A 25019-nucleotide genomic window follows, 5' to 3' on the forward strand; every position below is an offset into this window, starting at 1 on the left:
ATTCATCTCCCTTAAGTTATTAAGCTAGTGAGGGGTGCCAGGCAGAATAAGTCCGCCGTCCACACGCAGCGTCGTGCCTGTCATGTATGATGCTTCCGGAGACACCACCCAAGCGACGGCTCGGCCGATATCTTTGGGTGTTCCGGAGCGATGAAGCGGTACACCCGGATTGGCGACATGAAGCGGTTCCAAGCTGCCGTCTCTAGTGTCTATCGCTCCCGGCCCGATGCAATTGACGCGGATGCCGTGAGGCGCAAGATCAATAGCAGCAGATGCCGTCGCCCTCGCCAACGCAGCTTTCACACCGCCGTAAACAGCATCTTGCGCATAAGCACGTTCTGCACGAGTTGAGGTAATGTTCACGATATTTCCTTGAATGCCCTGTTTTATCATGTGTTGGCTAATGGCCTGCATAAGAAGAACCGGCGCTCGAAAATTCAGATGAAGAAGCCGGTTCGTGTGCAGAATATCAATATGTTCGATGGATTTAAAAAGCGTGATCCCTGCATTGTTCACCAGAACATCGATGCGACCCAGAACATGAATCGCTTGCTCTGCAAGCTTAATCGGCTCGTTCTCCTCCTCCAGGTTTCCTTCAAACACCTCACAGGTTCGGCCAAATGTATGCCAGATCAGCTCCGAGGTCTCTTTCGCATTCACTTCGTCCTGCCAATGACTGATTACCAGATCGTACCCACGCTCTGCGAGCACGAAAGCAATGCCTCTGCCAATTCCACGGCTGCCGCCTGTGACAAGCGCTGTTTTGCGTATGATGTCTGCACCCGATTGCGATATCATTCGTCATCGCCTCCATCTTCTTAAACACTTTCCCGAAGTAGCTCGTGCTGTCAAATCCTGTTTATCTTGAAATTTCAGAAATGAGCCTTTCGCTACCTCCCAGCATTTCAGCAGCTTTCTTTATTTTAACTTCTTTCATATAGTCCGTCACGGGCTTGGAGTTATGTTTTTATTCCATCTGCCTATCCAATCCTCCGACATAACAAAAAGGTGAACTCCCTCATCATCACGATGCAGAGTTCACCTGATTCTAGTTTACACCCATTTGACTCCGCCGCTTCCACAGCTTCATCAATTCTGGCAAAGCAATACCAACCATTGTAATAATAACACCGATCCATTGTATGCTATGGACGGTTTCATGAAGCACGACAAAGGACATGATGACGGCGGTCGGCAATTCAGCCGCGCTCATAATGGTGGCGATACCCCCACCGATCCGAGGAACGCCAATCGCGAAAAACAACGGCGGTATGACGACGCCGAAGAATGCAAGCAGCAGCGCCCAAGGCAGAAGTTCTTCATGTAAAGAGCCGTTAAACAGAAAATGCGGCGGATACACCAGCATAACCAGGATTAACGATCCTGACTGCATGATCGCGCTGCGAGTAATTGGCGCAACCTCGTTGGAAACTTTGCCGCTAAACATAATGAATAAGGCATAAGTTAGCGCAGAGAGAAGCCCCAGACTGATGCCAATCCATGACGGCGCTTCTTGCCCGCCACCCAAATATCCGCTTGCCATAATAATTCCGACAAACAGGATGATGAGCGCAAATATTTTATCTTTCCCAGGCCGTTTCCGTTCTGTTATCGCCTCAAGTAAAATACCAATCCAGGTAAATTGAAACAAAAGAATAATGGCAAAGGAAGCCGAGATATACTGCAAAGCTGCGTAATAAAAAATGCCCGTTAAGCCTGAGGTTGTTCCGACGGCCATGAGCGACAAGGCTTGGCGCGGCGCCACTTTATACTTCTTGGTCTCAGCGCTGCCGCCTCGATTGGATTTGGCAGTAACAAGAACCAGGGTCCAAATCATCAGCACGCCGAACAAATTTTGGCTGCCAACGACTTCCCCCACATGGAAGCCCGACTCATACGCTTTTTTGACAAATGTGGATAACAATCCGAAGCTGCACGCGCCAGCCAGCACGAACAAATAATATTTCATCATAGCGATTTCGTCAGAATATCTCTGACCGTATCACGCGTCATGATTTTGTAACTTCCCACTTGCTCCTTCATGAAGGACTTATGAATTAATTCCTCAAGTCTGGCATCACTAATGCCGTAGTCCGCTAAACAATTCGGAGCGCCCAGGGAATTCCAGAATTGACGCAGTGCTTCAATGCCTTCATATGCAATTTCGTGATCGGTTTTGCCTGTAGGATCAACACCGAACACAGCCAGCGCCAGCTTGGTCATCCGTGAAGGATCATCTTCGGCGCAATGTCTCATCCAGTTCGGATAAATGATGGCGAGACCTCCGCCGTGCGGAATATCATACACCGCGGACAAGCCGTGCTCGATCTGGTGAGATGCCCAGTCTCCGCCATCGGTCCCGCTTGATAATAACCCGTTAAAGGCAGTAGTTCCCGCATACATGATCGTTGCGCGATGCTCATAACTGTGCAGGTTCTCAAGCAATTTAGGCGCAGCTTCGATGATCGTCAAGAGAACCGATTCCATGAAACGATCCATCATTGGCGTATTTTCGGTAAGATGGAAATATTGTTCAAGCACATGAGACATCATATCCACAATGCCGTATACCGTTTGGTCCAAAGGCACCGAATACGTAAACTCCGGGTCCAGAATGGAGAAAGCCGGATAAGCCAATGGGCTGCTCCAACCGCGCTTCTCGTTTTTGTCCCAGTGAGTAATGACTGAAATGTTGTTCATCTCGGAACCCGTAGCCGCCAGCGTTAGCACCGTTCCGAACGGCAGTGCTTTAGCAGGGACAGCCTTGCGTGTAATAATATCCCAAACATCTCCCTCATAATAAACGCCGACTGAAATCGCTTTGGCACAGTCAATTACACTACCGCCGCCTACAGCTAGAATCAGCTCAATACCGTGCTCCCGACACAGCTCGATTCCTTTCTTCACTGTCGTAAGCCGCGGGTTCGGCTCAACGCCTGACATTTCATACACGTCCGCTTGCATATGGTCAAGCTGCTGTTTAACAGCCTCGTAAACGCCATTTTTCTTAATGCTTCCGCCGCCAAATACAAGCAGCACCTTCTTGCCAGGCGTACCAAGTTCCTGCGCCAGCTGCTCAATTTGCCCTTTGCCGAACCATAATTTCGTTGGATTGAATTGTAAAAAAGATTGCATGATTGTAGCTCCCTTGGATGACTGATATCTGATATCTAACTAAAGCAGTATACCACAAGTCCGTTTTAATTTCGAAAAAGGTTTGGCGCCCTGTTCCTTTCTCATGTACCTACATAAGATAAACCGAGGTGAATATCCATGCCTAATTACCGCATTATTATAGACCTGTCCGATTTCCAATTATATTTGCTTGATGTTAATCGCGTTGTGCGCGGTTTCCCCGTAGGGATTGGCAAAATGGTCACCAGAACACCCGTAGGCGAATATACGATTATCAATAAGCAGCCAGATCCCGGCGGTCCCTTTGGCGTTTTCTGGATGGGGCTGAGCAGGCCGCATTACGGTATTCATGGCACCAACGACCCCTCCTCCATTGGCAAACGTACCTCTCACGGATGTATCCGTATGTACAACGAAGACGTGCTTGAGCTGGCCGCACTCGTGCCCATTCATACCCGTGTAACGATACGACCCTAAGAGGCTGTCCCGGCAGTCATCAGAATGACCGAGGGACAGCCTCTTTTTGATTTTTTTCGGGACATCAGCCTCATTAAATTCGGTGTACAGGTAAAGAGAACGAGATACTGCAGCCTTTGCCTAGACGGCTCTCCGCCCAGATCTGTCCGCCATGATATTGGACAATCTCTTTGGCAATCGCAAGGCCAAGCCCGCTTCCGCCAGATGTGCTGCGTGATTTGGAAACCTTATAGAACCGTTCAAAGATGTGCGGCAGATCCTCTTCGCTAATCCCCACGCCTGTGTCGGTTACCCGAATCACAAGCTGGCGCGGATCGCCTTTGATGTCCACATGCACATGAATGAAGCCGCCTTTGGCTGAAAACTTAATGGCATTGTAAATAATATTGGCATACACCTGCTCGATCCGATCCGTATCAACGGTTAAGAGCATCTCTTCATCTTCCGACTTCGCCATATCGAGCGTGTAGGTGATACCTGCATTGGCACAGTCCAGCTCATATTTGGCAAAAAGCTGGCGCACCATCGTCTGACAGGAAGTAGGCGCGAGCTGGAAATGGAACTGCTTGGTTTCCAAGCGGCTCAGCTGGTAAAGATCTGTAATCAATCGTTGGATACCGACAATGCGCATATGAACAACCGAAAGGTACTTTCTTTGTTCTTCGGGCTCCTGAATCACGCCGTCCAGAATCGCCTCGACGTAGCCCTGAATGGAAGTCAGCGGCGTACCCAAATCGTGAGAAATATTCGAGAGCAAATCGCGTCGCGAAGTCTCCATCAGGATCAATTCATTCGTACGCTCTTTTACTTTGGACTCCAAATCGTTATACAGTCTGGCATTTTCAATGGAAATCGCCGCCTGTGCGGACAGCAGCTTGATAATATCGAGGCGATCCGACGTGAACGCGTTGCGAATCAAATTATTTTCCAGATAAAAGACGCCGACGAGATTGCCCTGATGCAGAATCGGTTCGCAGAAAATCGATTTACCATCAGCGGCGCGAATGTAAGGATCATGCGTGAAGATTCCTTTATTCGCGGCATCATCCAGCACGACGCCTTCCTTGGTCCGGGCAACGAAATGAATCACAGCGGCCGGAAGATCTTCCCGTGTTTCCAGAGCGACCGAGCTCACCGTGCAGGAATCTTTGCCTTCCGTCGCAAGCATTTCCGCCTCGACATACAGGCTTTCTTTCTCCTTCAGTACAAGGATGCTTCGCTCTGCGCCTGATGAATAAGTAACGATTTCCATCAACCGTTTAATGAGCTGCTCCAGATTGACTTCACTGGATAAGGACCTTGACGTATTCATAATCGTCATAAAATCCAGCGCCTGCAGCGAATAGTCGCTGATATTCGTCGTACTCCAGTCCTGCTGCTCCTTCAGGGAGGTCAAATAATTCGGATAACGCAGCTTCAATTCATCGGCTTTCGATTTAGCTCCCCAGCTTAAATAGCCATAATAAGCATCAATGAAGTAGGTCTTAGCGATCTTCTCGCGGCCGGCATCTTTGTAGAGCCTTCCCGCCAACTCGCAGGCGATCGCTTCATGTTGGATGAAGCCCTGCTCCCTTGCTTGCCGGATGGACAGCTCATAGTCCTGCTCGGCTTTCTGGAAATTCCCCGTGACACGGCTCCACTCGGCACGCATCAAGGAGCTGAGATGCAAGAAGTTTTCCGGACAGTGAGCCGCCCACTTGTCCATTTTGCGCAGCATTTTACCTATCTGCTTGGCATAAAGCTTCTGCTCAAAGATGGTTGCATCCTTATACACAGCGGCAAGGGATAAAACATAATAGAAATAGTTCTCGGGAATGTGGAACAATCCGAAAGAGACAGACTGCATCGGCTCTGCTTCTTTGCCGGTCTTTAGAGCAGCGTCGTATTGACCGAACAAAAAATACAGCATCATTTTTTTTACCTTATACTCATGTAAAATGACTTGATTCGGGTGGATAATCAGCTTTTGGACAAACCGTTCCTCCTCTGCTTCGTCCGTACCGATGATCAAGGGGTTTCCGGCTTTTCCTTCCAGATTCTGAATCACCATGCGCAGCATTTCTAACATAAGTAAAGTGTCATGATGGTTGGTTTGCTCCAGGATGCGATAGTGCTTATTCAGATCTTCTTGCACTTCCGGAAGCGCCACGCCTTGAAAATCCTTAACCAACACCTGGTAGGTCAGTGCGTAGCCTGCGAAAACCAGATCTCCGTCTTCGATTCCGCTTTTGAACGACTCATTCAAATGCTCCAAGCTAACTTGCAGCGGTTTGACCCACGGTGTAACAAACAACCCGAAGGAAAAGTGGCTTTTACTGCGGTATTGATGGGATTGGAAACGGGCATTCAATCTCTCGCCAAGCTGACCGTACTGGTAGCCTAACTGATAATCACCGAAACCTGAGCCAAGGATTAAGCCATAGGAACCGTATACGTATGCCATAACCGGTGTATTGCCGTATTTTAGCGCGTGTTTGGTCATGATGAACATGAAAAGCACGAATAAGTTCGTATTAACAAAATAAGCCGAAACCGCAATACTCATCATCAAACTCATCAATTTGTAGCGGTATTCATCCTCCATGATGGGCAGATCATACAACTGCAGCGTATTTTTGCGCCCAATCTTTGCTTTGAGGTTAAGATAAGCCAGAAAAATATTCGCGCTCGTCGGTTCGCTCGGAATCCGAATCCCTTGTTCCGCCAAGGCTTTTAAGCCAACCTCGACACTTTTACGCTGCTTTCCAACGTTGGTGTACAAAATAACCTGTAAGTTATACACTTCCAGCTTCAACTCATTCGTTCGGGCATCCAGGAGCAGCTGCTCATAGGAAGTTTCCGCTTCATCCGCTTGTCCGTTCAAATACAGGACTTCGGACTTTTCCAGCCGAATCGAGAAGCTGAGATCCTCAAGCTCCTTATTTTCTACCAGATTCAATAACGTCAAAGCTTTGTTGTAATATTGCAGCGCAGAACGATAGGCATTTGAAGATTTGGCTTTCCTGCCAGCTCGCAAGTTAAACTCAAGCAGATCGACAAGCTCCTGGCGCTCTTTCAACAACTCGGAACCTAAGTTCATATGGTTGATGATATCGAATAAGCGCTGCTCAATTTGTGCTTCTGGCAAAAACTCCAGCAGCTTGCGTGCAATATGCAAATGGGTCTCAGGCAGATCGGCTTGTTCGATCGAACCGTATACAGCTTCCTGAATGGAATCATGCACGAACATAAAGCGAATGTCTTGAGCGGCGGAATCGCCTTGTGAATCCGTATAAAATTTATAATCCGTACCTACAGGGATGATCAAACCTGTCTGAATAGAAACTTCCAATTCCTGTAAAACTTCCTCGAATGACGTCATCGCAATGATGCCAAGCGCCTCCAGATCAAAGGTTGCACCTAAACAGGCTGCCTGACGCAATAAATATTGCGTCCTGGACGGCATGCGCAGCAATTTTTCCGCCAAAAGGAACATAAGATTGTCTGTAATTCGCAACTTTTGAATTTCATTCATATCCCAAATCCACCGATTGGCTTCGTAACTGTAGGTAAGCAGATTTTGCTCGTATAAGGCTGTTAGGAATTGTTTGACGAAGAAGGGATTGCCTCCAGTTTTCTGCAGGATCAGCTGAGCCAACTCGGCTACTTGATGGTTTTCCGTCTTTAATGACTCCGCAACCAGCTGCTTGACATCGCCGATTTCCAGTGCTTTCAGCACAATGCGTTCCGCAACCAGCCGCTCCGGCAGCTTATCGAGCAGTTGAACATGTGTGGAGGATAACCAATTGGTATCGTGTTCACTTCGGTAGGCCCCTATAAATAGGAAATGCCTCATCTGTGAATCGTTTAAAAGCAGATCGATAAACTGCAAGGAGGCTGCATCCGCCCATTGCAAGTCATCAAGGAACAAGACGATAGGCCTGTCTTTCGAGCAAAAGATAAGCAAAAATTGCTGTAATAAGAAATGCAAGCGGTTTTGCGTTTCTTGCGGCGGGAGCTGCTTCGCGTTAGGCTGTTCACCGATCAGCAGATCCAGCTCTGGAATGAGATCGGTTAATACTTTACCGCTCGTTCCCAGCACTTTGAGCAGCTGTCCTCGGTACTCTTCGATTTGTTGATCCTTCTCCGTCAGAAGCTGACGAACCAGCTGCCGAAGCGCTCTCGATAGCGCATGGTAGGAAACATGCTGTTTGCCGGGTTCAAAACGCCCGGCCAAGAACCAGCTATTGTCCTTCATCACCGTCTTCATCGTCTCCGCGATGAGGAACGATTTGCCGTAACCGGACTCCCCCGTCACCCACACGGCTTCTACAGAACCATGAATAGCGCGCGAATAGACATGCAGCAGCTTTTCAATTTCCTGGGAACGCCCGTATAACCCTTGCGGGATTTGAAACATATCGGTCATATCGTAGAGACCAATGGTGAAGTCTTGGATTTCGTCCGGCGCATTGACCATCATCAGACAATGCTCAAGGTCCTGAATGATCCCGTAAGCACTTTGATAGCGGTCTTCGGCGTTCTTAGCCAAGAGTTTCATGACAATCTCGGCAAGCGGCTTCGGAATGTCCATCCTAATGTTGTCAGGAGAAATCGGCGTCACGGCAAAATGGCAATGAATCAGCTCCACCGGATCTTCGGTTTGAAAAGGAAGCCGGCCCGTGAGCATTTCGTAAAAAGTAACCCCTAACGAATAATAGTCCGAGCGATAATCGATAATCCGATTCATGCGGCCTGTTTGTTCCGGGGACATATAACTCAGTGTTCCTTCAAGCTGATGTGGTTCTAACATTTCCTGACGCTCTCTGGTAAAGGAGGAGATGCTGAAATCTGCCAGTTTCATAATCTTTTTATCAGGATTAGTAATAATGTTGCTTGGCTTAATATCTTTGTGTATCACATATCGCTGATGAATATTCCCGACGATTTTGACCAACTGAATCGCAGCCGTTAAGAAAGCCTGAAGCGACTGGCGAAACAAAGGAAAGTAAGCGGATAAGGTGTCGCCGTCAAAGTCCTCCAAAACAAGCGCGATGCTGTTCTGATATTTAGGCAGCCCCAGCGGTTTCACAATGCCGGTTATGTCGAGCATTTTGCCAATTTCGTATTCTCGCTTCAGTCGTGCTACATCCGCAGAAACCGGAAAATCCGACCGAAGGGTTTTGATAATGACTTTTTCCATAGTCGGCTTATGGATGGCTCGGAACAGCACGGTCCGGTCGCCCTGATAAATCTGTCTGATCAATTCATATTCCGGCAAAATTAACATAAAATCCTCCTAGTAAAACTTGCTGCCAGGTACTTTCACAGACAAACGCCCCTTAACAATCAAGGAGCGTGTTGGCCTGGAATGATATGTGATCTGCTATGTATTACCAACCTAAAATCTTGCCGTCCCAAGGAAGTCCCTTCTCAAAACGGTGCTTATCATGGATATGATACGGCTTCAATATGTCGAGGTGCCCCAGCTCAAAGGTGTACATTTCCCATATCTTACATGGCTTTTCCTTCGAACCGTCTCGTTCAAGAATTGCATTCACCGCACGGCGCGCCGCTTCATTGGCGCCTTCCATCGTGGCCAGGTTCGTATTCGTACGAACGTAGTCTGCCGCCAGGAACAAATTCGGAATAGCTGTATAAGCCTCTGGACGGTAATCCCAAGTTCCTACGCGATTAATCAGCAGCGGCTCCATATTCGTGCAGGCGTGATCAGGATTATCAAATTGGATATCGGTATCCAGGAACCAAGAGTGCAGAACTTCATCCGCCAAAATGACGGCGCCGTCCACATTCAAGCTTTTCTTCATCTGTGCCCAGACTTCCTCTTTAATTTCTTCAGCCGTACAATGTGTAGCTGGTTTACCATATAGAATCCCTGGCGTATCCCAATCGGAAATATCAACGGACAGTATACCTTTAACCGTACCATCGCCATACTCGCTCAGATGAACATCAGGCCAGAATTGTTTCTGCGAAACGGATGTGAGCGACCAAGGTGCATCCAAGTAAATAACATGGCCGTGCGTAATTGTAACATCCTCTTTCAAATAATACTGGATCCCGTTCATCCACGCCACAGAATCAACCAACTTTTGAACGCCGGCAAGCTTCGGATCTGCTTCTAGCATAGCGCCAGTGATGAATTTCCCCATCACCTCTACCGGGAATGCAGCGATGTAGTAATCCGCTTCAACGTCAAACGTTTGTCCGTTCTCCGTTACTTTCGCGCTGCGAATGACTCCGTCAACACACTCGATGCTCTCTACTTTTGCAGCCAAGTGATAGTCAACGCCTTTTTCTGTTAAAAAGGATAACCACGGGTTCACCCATTTGTCATTCGTGGGACCGTTCAGAAGTCGGACAAAGCTCGTCCCTGGCGTTGTAATGTCCAGTGTCATCTGAGTAGCTACTGGACCTACGGTTTGCGTGTTGGCAATCTTGGACTGGCAGGCCACAAGGGTTTTGGTAAAACCTGCAAATATTTTCTGGAAAGCAGGGGATTGCTGCTCGGCCTCGATGAATGTCCACCAATCGATCAGGTTATATTCCTCGCGGATACGCTCCTCGCAGGAGGTCATAACTTGCCATAACTTACGTCCATACTGCTCCATGTCGTCCATCGTCAAACCCAGATTATTATCGAAAAGATCGCGGATAACAACCAGGAAGTTATCAAGGCTGAACTCAATCTTCGCGAGCAATGGGAGCAAAGGTGCCGTGAAAGTCGCAATATCGAGTCTCGTCACTTCCATTAAATTATCATACACGGTTCCATTTTCATAGGGAATATGTTGTAAAGTATCAATCACATGTCTGTAAAAACGTGGAAACAATCGGAAGCCATGTTCGCCTGGGAGATCTCTTCTCCCGTCAGTTCCGCTGCCTACATAAGGCATGCTTCTTGCTTTCCCGCCGGGTATAGTCTTAAATTCATAGACCGATACCTCATAACCTCTTGTGATTAATTCATGCGCTGCGCTCATTCCAGCGACGCCGCCACCCAAAATTGCGACTTTTTTCACCATAATTCCCCCTCGATTTGGATCATATTGTAAAATTATCTGTAAACTATCATACCATCTAGGCAATTCGAATCATAGACTTTTAGTTCAATAGAAACAGAAAAAAACTGAAAAACGTTACCGTTTTTCAGAAAAATTGGGTCTTGTTATTATTTTGGCATGTATTGTAGCCTAGATAAGCTATGAAATATAAAAATCTCGTTTAATTTGCTAAAGCCTTGTTCCAAAACCAAGCAAAAAGGTGTACAGTAAAGTCTATGAAGGAATTAGCTTCACCTCTGGATCTTAACTCGACTTTACTCCTATTTTCACCCCGCCTATTCCGAACGATCATCATAATCTTTAACTAAAAAATTCGCTTTTCTATTGTTATTGAAGCAAACAAGATACCAAAATTCCTATATCTCACCGAATCATATATAATATAGGCAATGCTCATATGATGCCATCAAGAGAGGATGGATATTCCATGCATAACAAGATGGGTACACGATACATACCGGGAACCCGGATCATCAGTTTACCTCAGGGCACTCTTCATGATGGAGAAGATGTATTTCTGACTCGTAAAGTTCTTCTTTATAACATAAAGCTTGTTCCCGGACAGATTGGCGCAGATTATATGCGAACTCTTCATCACAAGGCTGCTTTCATCCATGACGGTTTTCAGCATATTCTGGACACTTCCGTAGAAGAAGATTCTGTAACCATTATTTTACAAGCTAAGCCAGGAGCATTATTTTCTCGCGTCATCCATAAACAACCGTGGACATTCCATCAAATCATTACGATGATCGCAGATCTGGGAGTCTCCTTGCTTGATGCTTTGGAGGAACGGATTACCGGATTCTCCGTAGCCGCCGAAAACCTGTGGCTAGATGATCATCTTAAGCTTACTGTTATCAATTATTGGGACGAGGGGGATGCGCAGGCACAAGGCGCGATTGGGCTCTGCCGCTTGATGCTTCAGCTCTTTAGCGGCACGCAGCCGAGTACAACCCCATTTGAAGTGATCCATACGCAGTTAGAGCGTACACCTATCCCTTCGGCTACTCCCGAGCAGAAAGCTGCCCTTATCAAGCTTGTGAAGCTCATCTGTCAAGGCCAAGCTTCCCTATCCTCCTTCGTATTTGGTTTGCGCAGCTTACAGCCTTCCAGCTTCAAGGAAGAAGCTTTCGCTGCACCCATTCATCGCCCATCCCGATCCCAGAAGGCGCAGGTGGTCGCCCACGAGGAAGAGGATGTCGAGGAAGAAGAAGAAACCGAGCAAAGTTACACAAAGAACCGGCTACGTAAAGTTGGTATCGGAGCATCTGCCGTGTTCGTTGTGGCTATTGCTGGTTGGATCCTTTGGCCTTCTTCAGAGAAGAAGCAGCCTGTTGTTAATACGCCTGTGCAGACCGCTACGCCAACTCCACAGGCAAGTACCCCAACCCCCACGCCTGTACCAACGAAAACTGTTGGGGATGCCAATAAGCAGCCAGTGGAGGTAGAGATCCCCAATCTGCTTGGGAAAGCTCTTGCTGATGCTGAACAAGAAGCCCTAGCTTTAAGACTGCGTTATAATTTTGTCATTGAAGCAAGCACTTCTCCCGACGGCACGGTCTTTAAGCAAGACCCTCAGCCTGGGACCAAAGGATTCCAGGGCGATAGTGTAACGTTCTGGGTGAGCAAGCAAAGCCAGTAAAAGGTAGGAAGAAATAAAAACAGCCTCTCATCCAGAGAGGCTGTTTCTCATTCAACTATACCTTGATTTGATCGATAGATTTACGCATTTCATCTGTAAGCCCACTTAACGCATCTGCCGAATCAGCAATTTCTTGCGCTATTTTGAGCTGCTCATGGGTCAGCTTATGGATGTTCGTTGTGCCGTCCGATGATGATTTCGCAATATGCGCAATATCGACAACGGAAGCTGCAACTTCCTCAGAACCCGCAGACATTTCTTCCGTTACCGAAGATATCTCCTGGATCTGGTGGGAAACAAAGCGGAATTGTTCCACAATGTGACGGAAAAAGTCTTCGGCTTTTCTGGAAAGATCAGCGCCCGTTTGAATTTCGCTCCGACCTGCTTCCATCGCCTCTCCCATACGCTCAGTCTCGCGATGAATATTTTGCAATAAGGACGCGATCAGCTTCGCCGACTCCGCAGCATGATCCGCCAGTTTACGCACTTCTCCGGCTACGACCGCGAAGCCCGCTCCATGTTCGCCAGCTCTTGCGGCTTCGATCGACGCGTTCAAGGCCAACAATTTCGTTTGCTCCGAGATATCGGAAATGGCGGATAAGGCAATACCGATCTCTTTCGAGTGGCCGCGAAGGGAGGCCGCACGATCGAGCGCTTCTTGCGTAGCTGTCGTAATCGTCACGAATTGCCCGTTCATGTTCTGAACGATCGATTGCCCCGATTGCGCGCTTTGCAGCGCGTTGTTGGATGCATCGGCAACGGTCAAGGAAGCCTCGGATATGCGGTGAATAGCCGTCGCCATTTCTTCCATGGACCGAGCGCTCTCGTTGGTGCTGAACTGTACGGTATTAGCGCCGTCAGCCACCACTTGGAGGGATGTATTCACATTCGTATTCATCTCCAGCAAACGGTGAGCTTGCACATTGAAATGCTGCGTGGTCACTACAAACTGCTCCGACGTATGCGAGACCTGCGATACAATCGTTCGCAGCATATCATTAATGTCGTTGGACATCTTCATCATTGCGCGGTATACCGCTCCGATTTCATCGATAGAGCGAACCGGATTAGCAGCTAGTTGCTTCCTTGCGCTTAAGAAGTCTCCTTTTGCTATGCTCTCCGCACCTGCCCCAATCCACTGCAAAGGACGAAGGGCACGGGTGACTACGAGCGTAACAAGTCCAAGTCCAAGTATGGTGAGAACAAGCATCAATCCATAAATCGGCAGATTGCTTTTGATAACACTGGAGGAAATTTGCTCCGTTACGCCCGCCTCCGTATCAATGCCAAGAACAGCAATCACTTTGCCCTCGGCATTTTTCACAGGCGTATAGGTTGAAATGTATTTCCCGTATTTCGGATTATCGATAATCGCCGAGCTTGCCGAAAAGCCTTTCAACAGTGTTTCAACTTCCGTTGCCGCGATGTCCGTCTCCTCATTGATGGGAGATGCGACGTCCGACCCCTTAGGCTGTCCATCGATCATAATGAGAGGTTTGTGCTGGTCATCGAAACGAACCAAATAGACATATAGCGCTCCGATTTGCGTACGGTATGTATCCAGCTGCTGTCTTATCTGCCAATAGAGATCATCTTCCTTGGGGTCTTTCAAAAATTGTTCGATTTGGCCAATATCCATTCCTTTGGTATAGCTATCTGAAAGCCGAATACCGTAACTGGATATCGCTTCCTTCCCCGCATGTTTGGCATTGCGGAATTCCATGGTGATATAGCCGGCGGACAGTGCCAAAACAACTATCATAACAGCGGCTACAATACGAACTGCCAGGTGTTTTCTGAACCATCGAACACTATGTAACATATGATATTCCCCTTATCCTCAACATCTATTTCGATTGTTTTCGACAATGATTTTCGACAATGACATGGAAAATCCTTCTTCTATGAACACGATTTTAGTTCAAAGGTCCTTATAAAATAAAAATGATCAGACAGAATTGCTCTGTCCAACCATTTTGAAATTTATATTAAGATTGTAAATCCGTATATTCACTGTTATCAGACAAGCGTCCTAGGAAGGTAACGACAATCATTTTATACCGCGAATGGCCCGCTCGAAACTCATTTTCTTCCATCAGCTCAAATTCAGCCACCATCTCTACATCATCATCAATGATAAACATCGTCGGTTCGTTGCGGTTACTAGGCTTAATTCGCTCATCTTCAAGCTTCTTCCGTACAAATAAGTTAACCTCTTCGAGATTCGCTTTTTCATGCGTAACACGCTCGCCAAATCGGGAATGAGCATGACCGGTTACGACGAGATCGGCGATTTGTTTACCGCCAAGCTCAGCAGCCAAAGGTTCGTAAGTACTCCACCGATTCATCTTCTTATCGCTCATTCCCAGTATTCCACCGGTGATTCGCTTCGATCATATCCATCATCTTTTTCATGGAAATTTGGATTTGTTCTTTTGAGGGCAGGGAAAGCGTGCTGTAAGTTTGTTTAACAACATCCGTTAACACCGTATCAAACATAAATTCAAACTGTTCGTTATTCATTATGAAATCCCTCCTTATTTACATGATTTTGGAAAATCATCTACTTACATCATATATCGAAGCGCTCTAAATATCAGCGCAATAATTATTTTCGTAAATACACCTCCGTTTCTCAAATAAACGCACATTTTTTTGCGCAAAAAAAAAGATAGCAGCTAGATTTTAAAAATCTAATTGCAATCTTTTTGAGAGATTTGGTAAAATTAAGTAACGATGTTCATGAACTAGAACCAAAATTCTTCTTTCGGTTCATTTTTTCTAGAATTGGTAAACGTTTTCATAATTGCCTGTTTTTCGTTACCCGAAACACCAGTCAGACCTTGAAGTGCGGACAATCTTTCGCTCAAACCCAACTTTTTCAAAGAAGCAATGGTTGTTGATAAATCCGGTGACCATGTTGCACTGATCATACACATACCCCCTAATTCACCCAAATTAAGTAACAACTGCTATTATAGCAGTGAATGAGAGGAAGATATAGTGATTGAATCACAAATTATTTAAAATTCTTCTATCTTTTTGTTTAGTAGGCTTGCAGATCTGGTTTTTATTCGTCACCTTTCAGTACACATTCTTCGGAATTCAACTACAACGAAATGAACTTATGGAATGGCATATCAAATCGTTTCAAGATGACAACATCCGACTGGAGCTGGAACTTCAAGTTGGCGACAAAATTATTGCTGTAAACGGAAAAGCCCCTAACGAAAACAACATTGTCCAAAAATGGGCCACGATCGAGCAAGCGGATACGATTACCATCGCCAGGAATGACCGGCAAATAACGATTTCATTAGAACAGATTGTTCAACCTGCTTTCGACTTTATCTCTTTGTTCGGAGAAATTATTTGTCTTTGTGTTTCCTTTATGATCTTGTGGAAAATTCCCCATTCCAAATCAGCTCGTCTGCTATCGCTTGTTTTTCTCATTGTAGGCATCATTTTCATGTGCATCCCCCCTTCCGCTCGCGGAGATAGTTTGGCGAAAGTGCTGATCAGTAATCTTGTGATGATCATGCCATTTGTCTTCGTTCATTTTCTAACTTTATTTTTCAAAGAAAAAAGCGGTGTCTCACTGCCAACCGCGTATTTGAAATATGTCTATAGCTTCATGTTTCTCACTTTTATTGGAAGATGCATCTATTTCACGCCGCTGGACACATATAAGTTTTATATATTAGACTATCGCTGTGTCCTACTTTTATTTTTGTGCGGATTCTTACTGAATATCGGATTATTATTTTATGTGTTTTTCAAATATCGACGGGAGAATTCTTCCATACAGGCCATTATCAAGCTTGTCTGGTTCGCCCTCTTTATTTCGACTGCGCCGTTAGCTTTTCTATCTTTCCTGCCCATTTTGTTCACAGGAGCGCCGCTCGTTAAATCGCTTTATACAGGATACTTTGTCGTGTTCTTTCCATTATCGTTTACTTATATCATCGTCACCAAGCAATTGTTTGATATTCATATCTTGCTTCGCCGCATTCTATACACGTCGCTTATTTCGATGGTGCCAACCACATTAATCGTGCTCATGATCGCTTTGATCTTTAGCAATGAAGTCACTGTGAAAAACATGTCGTTAAGCTTCTTATTTATTTTAACAACCATTTCCTTTTTGCTTTATGTACTTGAATATTTTGTCACAAAGCTGGATGCCATCATGTTTCCCAAAAAGTTTTACTTGCAGCTTGCCCTTAAGAAAATTGCAAGAAACTTGCGGACCATTACGAGTTTTCGCGAATTAAAAGATATTATTCTGGTAGATATCGTAAGTACTCTCAACGTCTACGGTGGGGCCATCGTTTTTCAATACCCGCATTCCATGGAAACCATTGGCGAGGGCGTTTTGGATTTAAACGAAATCGAACAGTACTTGCGTGAAAATCGATTGGATGACTCGAAGTATTCTATTTTTGTTATTAATCAAAACGAAGAGTACTCCTGCTACTTAGTCACAGCAAGAAAAAAAACCAACACACTGCTAAGTCTGGAGGAACGCCAGTGGTTAAGCCTGATCATTTCTTATTTGGCGGTAAGCTTGGAAAACATCTATCTGATCCGTAAATTAACGGTTAAATTGCATGATCTGGCTTCGCAAATTCCGAATGAGGAGGCCGGACAGGACGTTGTTTGGCTTCGCAAATCGCTTTTTGAACTACAGGAACAAGAACGATACAGGCTTGCTACGGATCTGCATGACACGACGATGCAGGACATTTTATTAGTACGTAGAAGATTAATTTCCTTTATCAATAATAACGAAGATCAACAACAAGTGGTTCAAGCGATCAAACACCTGGATCTGGTTAATGAAAGCTTGCGTCAAAGCTGCTTTGAATTAAATCCTCATTTGCTTCAAAATATTGGGTTAATTCAAACCATACAAGCAACATTGGATCTGGATATTGGCTTAAACGAATATGAAACGCAATTCCACGTGGATGGCGCGTTGATCATTGAAAGGCTCGATATTGATATTAAAAAGCATATATTCCGTATCTTTCAAGAACTTATGCACAATGCCAAGAAACACTCAAACGCCTCCAAAGTCATCATTAAATTGGCTGTCGCTGATAATAACTTGTGTTTATTTTATCGGGATGATGGGGTTGGCATTGACCCGCAGGCAGTCGCTAAGGACAAAAGACTACGAACTATTGCCAACACCAGCTTTGGACTAGAACAGATGAAAAGCCGTGTCTTACATTTGAGTGGACATCTTGAGCTTCTCTCCGATCGGGGAAGCGGCGTTGAACTCACCATTCGGATACCCATACCTACTCAGGAAGGAAGTACTGCATGAACAAGCAATCAAAAATTTTAATCGTAGATGATCACCCATTAATGGCTGAGGCAACTTCCAGTACGCTCAAACAAATTGACGGCGTGCAAATTGTCGGGATTGCAGGCAATGCCAAACAATGCTTGGAACTCGTGGACTTGCATGTGCCGGATATTGTATTTCTGGATTTTAATTTGCCGGATCAGTACGGAGATGAAGTTGCCAAAATCATTAAAGGTAAATATCCAACGACACATCTCGTTATCTTCTCCGGTATCGAATTATCACATCTCTATAACCATTTGATAGGGCTGGAGGTTAGCGCGGTCATCTCTAAGGAGTCCAGCGGGACGCTCATCAAGAGCTTGGTCACTCTGTTGATGGAGAACTTTACAGTTGTACCTGTTCCTGTGTTCCACAAGATGAGAGTATCGAGCGGGAATTTGCACCAGACGGATTTATTGGACGATGATGAAGTGAATATGATGACAATGATTGTTCAAGGCTTAACCAATGAACAAATGGCGGATGAAGTACATATGAGCAAACGTACGGTCGATAATTATGTTCGCAAAATCTACGAGAAATTAGGCGTCAAATCCCGTGCGCAAGCGGTGGATAAATTCAATCAGTTCAAGCACATTTTCGATGTTAACCGCAGGTAAGGAAAGGGATGCTTCCGCCGAGCGGCTGACAGCACAGATAAGTCAGACGCAGTAGCAAAAAGAGGTCAAACAGCTAACGCTGATTGACCTCTTTTCTATTTTGTACATCTTACTGGTTCAATTTGACTATAGCACGTATAGCAGCATTAATCTCCCGCTCAACAGCACCAGAAACCACATCTGTATGTGGGTCATATACTTCTCTAAGATCCGCATCTGCGTAACCATCCAATGCGACTATCGCGCCTGCCCGCACTCCGCGGAGTGCTGCAATGACGTATAACGCAGAGATTTCCATCTCAACAGCCAAGGCGCCCGCCTGCTTGTATTTCCGATGGGGGAATTCCTCCACGCCTTGGAAAAAGGCATCCAACGTGACGGTAATTCCCTTTTTCACAAGACCATCTGTCTCGCTTGCAGCTTCAAATAGTGCCCGTACAACATCTGAGTCGGCTACTGCCGGGAAGCCTAGCGGTACTAACTGACGGGTCAAGCCATCTTCCCGAACCGCCGCCGTGCTCACGACCAAGCTCCCCGGAGGGACTTCTGCCGAGTAAGAGCCTGCGGTTCCAACACGAATCAACGTCTTTACGCCGCCTTTGATCAACTCTTCAAAGCATACAGCAGCTCCTGGCGATCCAACGCCATGGCTGACAACGGTAATCGCTACGCCAGACGCTTCACCAACGAAAGTCCGGTATTCTCTGCTAAAAGCCAGCTCGCGAACATTGTCCAACTTGCGCGCGATAGCTTCTGCTCGGAAAGGATCCCCGCAAACAATCGCGTATGGACTCAAATCCTCTATATTTACCTGTAAAATGGATAATTTCAATTTAATCGAACTCCTTTCTAACCCACTCGTCTTCCGGAATCGGAATCGCTTCCCCAGAGAATCGTTGCTCTTGAAACGGGTCTGCAACATTATGGAAACCATTGCGCTCCCAGAATCCTTCACGGTCTTCCTTCATGAATTCGATACCCTGAATCCATTTGGCGCTTTTCCAGAAATATAAATGCGGTACGAGCAGACGAAGCGGCCAACCATGCTTAGGCGTAAGCGGTTTGCCGTCATAGCTCATGGCCAGCAAAATGTGATCTCCCATAAGGTCTGTGAGCGGAACGTTCGTTTCATATTCATTATCAGCATGCAGCATAACATACTTACCTTCTGGCTTAACGTTGATAAGCTTAAGGAAATCTCGGAAGAGCACGCCTTCCCAAACCGTATCCAGCTTAGACCAACGCGTCACGCAATGAATGTCGCAGACGACTTGTGTCCGAGGTAATGCAAGCAATTCTTCATAGCTAAACGACTTCTCCTCCGCAACCTCACCGAACACACGCAGCGACCATGTGGACATATCGTATTTCGGCACTTCACCTTCGTGAAGAATCGGAAATCTCTCTGTGACAGCCTGTCCAGGTGGAACTCTGTCTGCAATCTCCTGCGGAACATCTACAGCTGGAATATTCATTCGCTTGATGCGCTCTGCTTTGCTATCTTTGTTCATCTGTCATCCTCCTTTTCTTCCTTATCGGGAACTGCCATTCGCTTTCTGTGCATCAGCCAAATAATTGCTTCTCCGGAAGAAAAGCATCGCCAGCAAAGTCACGACGTAAGGCAGCATTTGTGTAAAATGAGTAGGCAGGGAGAAGCCCTGCAATCGGATACTGAACGCATCCATCAATCCAAAAAGCAAACTTGATGCCATGACACCGATTGGATTCGCTTGGCCTAACATCGTTGCGACCAGAGCAATAAATCCTCTTCCCGCCGTCATGCCTTCCGTAAACATCGTCACCTGCCCCAGCGAAAGCTGAGCGCCAGCGAGTCCACAGAGCACTCCGCAGATAAGAACCGCCAAGTACTGCATCCGATTTACCTTGATTCCGATGCTTTTGCTGGCAACCGGATTTTCGCCAACCGCGACCAATCGGAATCCCAGAACAGACTTGAACAGAAAATACTGAAGGACAAATACAAGGATAAAGGCCAAATATACAAGCGGCGAATGACCGGAAATAATGTCGCCAACGACGGGAATATCTTTAATAAACGGAATATCCCATTTCGGCAATCCAATCATATTTTTATCATAGAAAGCGCCTTTGACGTGAAAAATTGCTCGTAAGCTAAACGCAGTCAAACCCAACGCCAGGAAGTTAAACGAGATACCGACAACGATGACATTCGCTTGCAAATGAATACTGATATAAGCAAATATCAAGGAAAAGAGCATCGTAACCGCAACGGCAATAAGAACAGCAGCCCATACATTTCCTGTGTAAAAATTGCCCACAATCGCCGAGAATGCGCCGACTAACACGAAACCTTCCAAACCTACGTTAAACAAGCCGACTCTGGAACAAATCGCCCCGCCGAGTGCCGCAAGCAGAATCGGAGCCACCATCCGAATCATTGAACTGAATAAGGATACATCAAGAAGATGCTGCATCGCCCTTGCCTCCTTTCCGTCGTTTCCAAAGGGTGTAGCTGAATTTCGCAGTCACGAACAAGATAAGCAAAGACTGAATAACACTTGAAATCTCTAAAGGGATGCTCGTGTTCCGTTCAACCCCCATACCTCCAGTTTGCAAAGCTGCAAGCAGAACGGCCGCAATTGCCGTACCTAGCGGATGAGCTCCTGAAAGCAGTGTTGCCATGATGCCGGACCAGGCGTAACCAGGGTTCGTTATCATCCCATCTGTGTATCGATATTGCATGCCAAGAACTTCGATTGCGCCGGCTAACCCGGCAAACCCGCCACTGGCAAACATACTGGCCAGCATGACTTTCCCTCTGTTGACGCCTCCATATCCGGCAAAAAGCGGATTATATCCTAACATCCGAATTTCATAACCGGCAACCGTATATTTAACAAACAGATACAGGAGAACCGCGAGCGCAATCGCAATAATAAATCCGCCGTGAATGCTCATCCCTTGAAATAGTTTGGGCAGCCAGACCCCTTTCTCAATCATCATCGTTTGAGCCAGAGCGGCTGATCCTGTTTTATCCTTAAAAGGATAGGCAACCATATAGCCTGCAAATAAAGCAGCTATGTAATTCATCAGCAGTGTTGTAATGATCAAGTTCATTCTGAACTTGGCGTCCAGCCAACCTGCAAAAGCCGACCAAATGCCGCCGGCAATAATTCCGCCGAGTATAGCTGCCAACAATTTAAATAAGGCTGGCCCAGGCAAATAAATAGCGATCATTGCGCTGGATAATGCGCCCAGAATCATTTGACCTTCCGATCCCATGTTGAAAAAACCTGCACGGAAAGCAATCGATACGCCTAAACCTACGAGAATCAGCGGTGTGGCTCGGGTCAGCGTATTCGTTATGAAAAAGAAATTGCCGAAAGCACCCTTCCACATCTGTGCATAAGTATCAATAACGGATCCGCCAATCAATGAGATGGCAATCGCACCGCCGATTAAGCCGATGATGACGGCAAGCAGCGGTTGGACCCAAGCGCTTATTGGGAAACGACTTTTAAGCATGAGAAACTCCTCCCGCCATCCACAAGCTAATCTGCTCCTCCGTTGCGTTCTCGGCAGAAATCTCACCTGCGATTCGTCCTTCATACATGACGATAATACGATCTGAAAGCTTGAGAATTTCTGTTAGCTCCGAGGAAACTAATAATATTGCGCCTTGCTCGTCACGTTTGCGAAGCAATTCTTCGTGAATAAGCTCCATCGCGCCAATATCGACGCCACGAGTGGGCTCTGCTGCAATAAGAAAGGGTTGCTTCTGCGCAATTTCTCTGGCTACGATCAGCTTCTGCAGATTACCGCCAGACAGATACTTCACTTTCGCATCCTGCGAGCCTGCTTTAATCTGAAATTGCTGAATGAAGCCGTCCACCATTTGCCGCAATTCTTTCCCCTGTAAAAACCCTTTACGGCTGGTGGTTCTGTGATGGCCCATCGTGCCATTTTCCAAGACGGTGCCCTCTTTCGCTGCTCCCCATTGATAACGATCCTCCGGAACATGGGAAAGACCAATGTCTCTGATTTCCCGCACAGAACGTCCTTTCAGATTGTCGCCAAGCAATCGAATCTCCCCATGGTCAATAAATTGCAGACCGGAAATAGCTTGAATCAGCTCGGATTGACCATTCCCTGAAATACCTGCGATACCCACGATTTCTCCAGCTTTGACATGAAAGCTGACTTTATCCAGGACGGGTTTGCCTTTGCCCCCCATGATCGAGACATCCTTGACCTGTAGAACGGTTTCACCAAGTCTCACATCACTTTTGTTCGTAGGAAGCAGATCTCTGCCCACCATTAGCTTGGATAACTCCTCGACATTGGTTGCTCCTGCATCCAGCTCTCCTGTTACTTTCCCATCACGCAGCACCGTAACCCGGTCAGCAATTTCCATCACTTCATGCAGCTTGTGCGTGATGATAATAAAGCTTTTCCCTTGGTTGGCCAAGTTTCTCATAATAACGAGGAGTTCCTTCGCCTCAAGCGGCGTCAATACCCCTGTAGGCTCATCCAAAATAATAACGTCAGCACCCTGATACAGTACCTTCAAAATTTCCACACGCTGCTGCATGCCAAGCGGAATATCCGCCACTTTCTTGTTCGGGTCAATCGGCAGCCGATATTGCGCGCACAATGCCTCAACTTGCTTGACGGCTTTTTTTCGGTCAAATTTGAGCCCTGACTTAGGTTCATTCCCAATAACAATATTTTCAGCCACTGTAAAAGAGGGAAAAAGCATGAAATGTTGATGCACCATGCCGATTCGATGACGGATCGCATCCGTAGGATTCGAGAAGGCCACTTCTTTGCCATTCAAAAGAATGTCGCCTGCCGTTGGCTGCTCCATGCCGTACAAAATACGCATTAGCGTTGTTTTTCCAGCTCCATTTTCCCCGACTAATGCATGAATCTCACCTTGACGCAGCGAAAAATCAACATTTGAATTCGCTGTTAAATTGCCATACGTTTTCGTAATTTGACGCATTTGAAGCAGCATAACGGTTTTTCGCTCCTCTGTCTAGACATGAGGAAACTGTTTACGTCTCCGTAAACAGTTCCCATGGTCGATATGAAATGATCGTGCTAATTATTTAACTGGATTTTCAACTTTCACTTTGCCGGAAACGATATCATCGCGGATCGCTTTAACTTTCGTAACAACGTCTTGTCCAATGAAAGGACTAAGCGTAGATTTGCTGTCTTTGGTTACGAAAGTAAGACCAACGCCGTCTTCTTTCAAACCGTAATCGACGGAACCGAATTTAAACGAGCCGTTTACGAAGTCTTTCACCGTTTGGTAAGCTACGGCATCTGTTCCTTTTAGTTGTGAAAGGACGATATGCTGTGGATCCGTTACTGTACGGTCAATATCTTGTCCCGATGTGAAGAAGCCTTTTTCTTTCGCAGCCTCGAATACGCCCAGGTCACCAACAGCAGAAGCGGCAGCGATGAAATCAGCACCTTGTGAGAATTGCGTTAATGCTAATTCTTTTGCTTTGGCTGGATCCGTGAAGCTGCCTACGTAGTTAACGATGAATTTAGCATTAGGATTCGTTGCTTTCAAACCTTCTTGGAAGCCAACGGTGTACTTCTTGATCAGTGGGATATCAAGTGCCGCAACCATACCTACGACATTTTTCTTAGTAGCAAGACCAGCTGCCGCACCCAGCAAGTAGGAAGCTTCATGCTCACGGAAAACTACACTGCGAACGTTCGGAAGATCGACAACCGTATCAATAATGGCAAAGGATTTCTTCGGATTCTCAGCAGCTACTTTCTTAAGAGCATCTTCGGACTCGAAAGAGCTGGTGATGATGAGATCATAGTTATCGGCAACGGCAGCGCGTAAATTTTGTTCAATGGCGCTTGCATCTGTGGATTCTACTGTTTTAACCGTAATGCCAAACTCTTGTCCAGCTTTCTTAACCCCTTCATCCTCTTGGGCGAAAAATGGGTTCAAACCAATTTTCTCCGGTGTGATCAGAATGACTTTCTTATCTGACTTAGCTGTAGCAGCTTTCGTTGCTTCCGCAGCCGGTGCTGCTGTGTCTGTTTTTGCAGTTGCGCAGCCAGTTAGCAATATTGTAACAGCAAACATAGAAATTAAAGCTTTTTTCATGTGTATCTCTCCCCTTAATGATGAAATTTTATGTACAACATTCTTTTGTATATCCTACTAAATAACTCGGATTTAGTCAAAGTATTTTTTTGCTCGACAAATGTTAACGAATTATGTTAGAAATATACGAAACTCGTCGATAATTATACTATATTGTCGAATGACATGCTATATAAAAAAGCCAGCCTCCTCAGATGGAGACTAGCTCTGTTCAAATTTTGTATGTAACTAGACTTCGTGATGCTGATGATCGGCCACAATATTCGCAGCTTCCATTAATTCACGCATAACATCGGATTGCAATTGCGGGTTAATGTATATGCCTTTAACAAACAATGCGCCCTTTTCACTTGACGTGTATCTAGGCGGGATTTTGTTTAAAGCAAGTGCTAGCATATCATCTTTACACTTATTACAATCGCATTTCAATTCGTAATTTTTCTGAAACTCATCAAACATATTGACGACGATCGTTTCCATCGCATTAAAGACTGGCATCGGAGTTAGCTCCTTCACTATTTCAACTATATGTCTATTATAACGTATAAACCTATATTCAAAAAGTGCTTATAGACTAGTTAACCCATCATTATTGACTCTT

At 46.0% G+C, this 25019-nt stretch carries 20 protein-coding genes and 1 pseudogene; 4 read left to right on the top strand and 17 right to left on the bottom strand.

Annotated features, from left to right (window positions below):
* Positions 1–24: 24 nt before the first annotated feature.
* The 3 genes from PCH02S_RS03390 to PCH02S_RS03400 all read right to left on the bottom strand — a co-directional run bounded on the left by PCH02S_RS03390 (position 25) and on the right by PCH02S_RS03400 (position 3135).
* Positions 25–798 (bottom strand): SDR family NAD(P)-dependent oxidoreductase, encoded by a 774-nt coding sequence (locus tag PCH02S_RS03390; RefSeq protein ID WP_127450080.1) that lies wholly within the window; start codon positions 796–798, stop codon positions 25–27.
* 250 nt (positions 799–1048) lie between these two features.
* Positions 1049–1972: an EamA family transporter gene (locus PCH02S_RS03395; protein ID WP_127450082.1), complete on the bottom strand. Its 924-nt coding sequence runs from the start codon at positions 1970–1972 to the stop codon at positions 1049–1051.
* Positions 1969–3135 carry an iron-containing alcohol dehydrogenase gene (locus PCH02S_RS03400; protein ID WP_127450085.1) on the bottom strand — a complete coding sequence of 389 codons (1167 nt, stop codon included), beginning with the start codon at positions 3133–3135 and terminating at the stop codon, positions 1969–1971. The genes PCH02S_RS03395 and PCH02S_RS03400 overlap by 4 nt, the downstream gene beginning before the upstream one ends.
* Positions 3136–3273: 138 nt before the next feature.
* Here PCH02S_RS03400 and PCH02S_RS03405 point away from each other — a divergent pair, with 138 nt between their 5' ends.
* Positions 3274–3612 carry a L,D-transpeptidase gene (locus tag PCH02S_RS03405; RefSeq protein WP_127450087.1) on the top strand — a complete coding sequence of 113 codons (339 nt, stop codon included), beginning with the start codon at positions 3274–3276 and terminating at the stop codon, positions 3610–3612.
* A gap of 73 nt (positions 3613–3685) precedes the next feature.
* Here the strand turns inward: PCH02S_RS03405 and PCH02S_RS36915 are convergent, their stop codons facing one another.
* The 3 genes and pseudogenes from PCH02S_RS36915 to PCH02S_RS03415 form a co-directional block, all read right to left on the bottom strand.
* Positions 3686–4138 carry a sensor histidine kinase gene (locus PCH02S_RS36915; protein WP_397369258.1) on the bottom strand — a complete coding sequence of 151 codons (453 nt, stop codon included), beginning with the start codon at positions 4136–4138 and terminating at the stop codon, positions 3686–3688.
* 54 nt (positions 4139–4192) lie between these two features.
* Positions 4193–8881: pseudogene (locus PCH02S_RS03410) on the bottom strand (AAA family ATPase); the annotation flags it as partial.
* 103 nt (positions 8882–8984) lie between these two features.
* Positions 8985–10637 carry a hydroxysqualene dehydroxylase gene (locus tag PCH02S_RS03415; RefSeq protein ID WP_127450091.1) on the bottom strand — a complete coding sequence of 551 codons (1653 nt, stop codon included), beginning with the start codon at positions 10635–10637 and terminating at the stop codon, positions 8985–8987.
* 466 nt (positions 10638–11103) lie between these two features.
* On the opposite strand from PCH02S_RS03415, the gene PCH02S_RS03420 reads away from it, so the two are divergent.
* Positions 11104–12321 (top strand): PASTA domain-containing protein, encoded by a 1218-nt coding sequence (locus PCH02S_RS03420; RefSeq protein WP_164819421.1) that lies wholly within the window; start codon positions 11104–11106, stop codon positions 12319–12321.
* Between the two features lie 55 nt (positions 12322–12376).
* Here PCH02S_RS03420 and PCH02S_RS03425 read toward each other — a convergent pair whose 3' ends face one another.
* From PCH02S_RS03425 to PCH02S_RS03435, 4 genes are all read right to left on the bottom strand, one after another.
* Positions 12377–14143, bottom strand: a complete 1767-nt coding sequence (locus PCH02S_RS03425) for a methyl-accepting chemotaxis protein (RefSeq protein ID WP_127450095.1) — start codon at positions 14141–14143, stop codon at positions 12377–12379.
* Positions 14144–14309: 166 nt separating this feature from the next.
* Positions 14310–14684: a hypothetical protein gene (locus PCH02S_RS03430; RefSeq protein ID WP_127450097.1), complete on the bottom strand. Its 375-nt coding sequence runs from the start codon at positions 14682–14684 to the stop codon at positions 14310–14312.
* Positions 14674–14844 carry a hypothetical protein gene (locus PCH02S_RS35545; RefSeq protein ID WP_157321945.1) on the bottom strand — a complete coding sequence of 57 codons (171 nt, stop codon included), beginning with the start codon at positions 14842–14844 and terminating at the stop codon, positions 14674–14676. Before PCH02S_RS35545 ends, PCH02S_RS03430 begins: the two co-directional genes overlap by 11 nt.
* A gap of 224 nt (positions 14845–15068) precedes the next feature.
* Complete coding sequence (locus PCH02S_RS03435; RefSeq protein WP_127450099.1) at positions 15069–15254, bottom strand: hypothetical protein; 186 nt, start codon at positions 15252–15254, stop codon at positions 15069–15071.
* Between the two features lie 74 nt (positions 15255–15328).
* On the opposite strand from PCH02S_RS03435, the gene PCH02S_RS03440 reads away from it, so the two are divergent.
* Positions 15329–17653, top strand: a complete 2325-nt coding sequence (locus PCH02S_RS03440) for a sensor histidine kinase (protein WP_127450101.1) — start codon at positions 15329–15331, stop codon at positions 17651–17653.
* A complete protein-coding gene (locus PCH02S_RS03445; RefSeq protein ID WP_127450103.1) occupies positions 17650–18297 on the top strand; it encodes a response regulator transcription factor in 648 nt (215 codons plus the stop codon). Before PCH02S_RS03440 ends, PCH02S_RS03445 begins: the two co-directional genes overlap by 4 nt.
* A gap of 109 nt (positions 18298–18406) precedes the next feature.
* Here PCH02S_RS03445 and PCH02S_RS03450 read toward each other — a convergent pair whose 3' ends face one another.
* The 7 genes from PCH02S_RS03450 to PCH02S_RS03480 form a co-directional block, all read right to left on the bottom strand.
* Entirely contained in the window at positions 18407–19129 is a 723-nt protein-coding gene (locus PCH02S_RS03450; protein WP_127450105.1) for a nucleoside phosphorylase, read from the bottom strand.
* 1 nt (position 19130) lies between these two features.
* Positions 19131–19808 (bottom strand): sulfite oxidase-like oxidoreductase, encoded by a 678-nt coding sequence (locus PCH02S_RS03455; protein ID WP_127450107.1) that lies wholly within the window; start codon positions 19806–19808, stop codon positions 19131–19133.
* Positions 19809–19829: 21 nt separating this feature from the next.
* Entirely contained in the window at positions 19830–20753 is a 924-nt protein-coding gene (locus PCH02S_RS03460; protein WP_127450109.1) for an ABC transporter permease, read from the bottom strand.
* A complete protein-coding gene (locus PCH02S_RS03465) occupies positions 20737–21804 on the bottom strand; it encodes an ABC transporter permease (protein WP_127450111.1) in 1068 nt (355 codons plus the stop codon). The genes PCH02S_RS03460 and PCH02S_RS03465 overlap by 17 nt, the downstream gene beginning before the upstream one ends.
* Positions 21797–23296, bottom strand: a complete 1500-nt coding sequence (locus tag PCH02S_RS03470; protein WP_127450113.1) for an ABC transporter ATP-binding protein — start codon at positions 23294–23296, stop codon at positions 21797–21799. Before PCH02S_RS03470 ends, PCH02S_RS03465 begins: the two co-directional genes overlap by 8 nt.
* 90 nt (positions 23297–23386) lie before the next feature.
* Positions 23387–24418 carry a BMP family lipoprotein gene (locus PCH02S_RS03475; protein WP_127450115.1) on the bottom strand — a complete coding sequence of 344 codons (1032 nt, stop codon included), beginning with the start codon at positions 24416–24418 and terminating at the stop codon, positions 23387–23389.
* A 228-nt stretch (positions 24419–24646) separates the two neighbouring features.
* Positions 24647–24916, bottom strand: coding sequence for a late competence development ComFB family protein (locus PCH02S_RS03480; RefSeq protein ID WP_127450117.1), 270 nt, complete (start codon positions 24914–24916; stop codon positions 24647–24649).
* Between the last annotated feature and the right edge of the window lie 103 nt (positions 24917–25019).

This window comes from Paenibacillus chondroitinus NBRC 15376, from assembly GCF_004000765.1.
Lineage (GTDB): Bacteria > Bacillota > Bacilli > Paenibacillales > NBRC-103111 > Paenibacillus_E > Paenibacillus_E chondroitinus.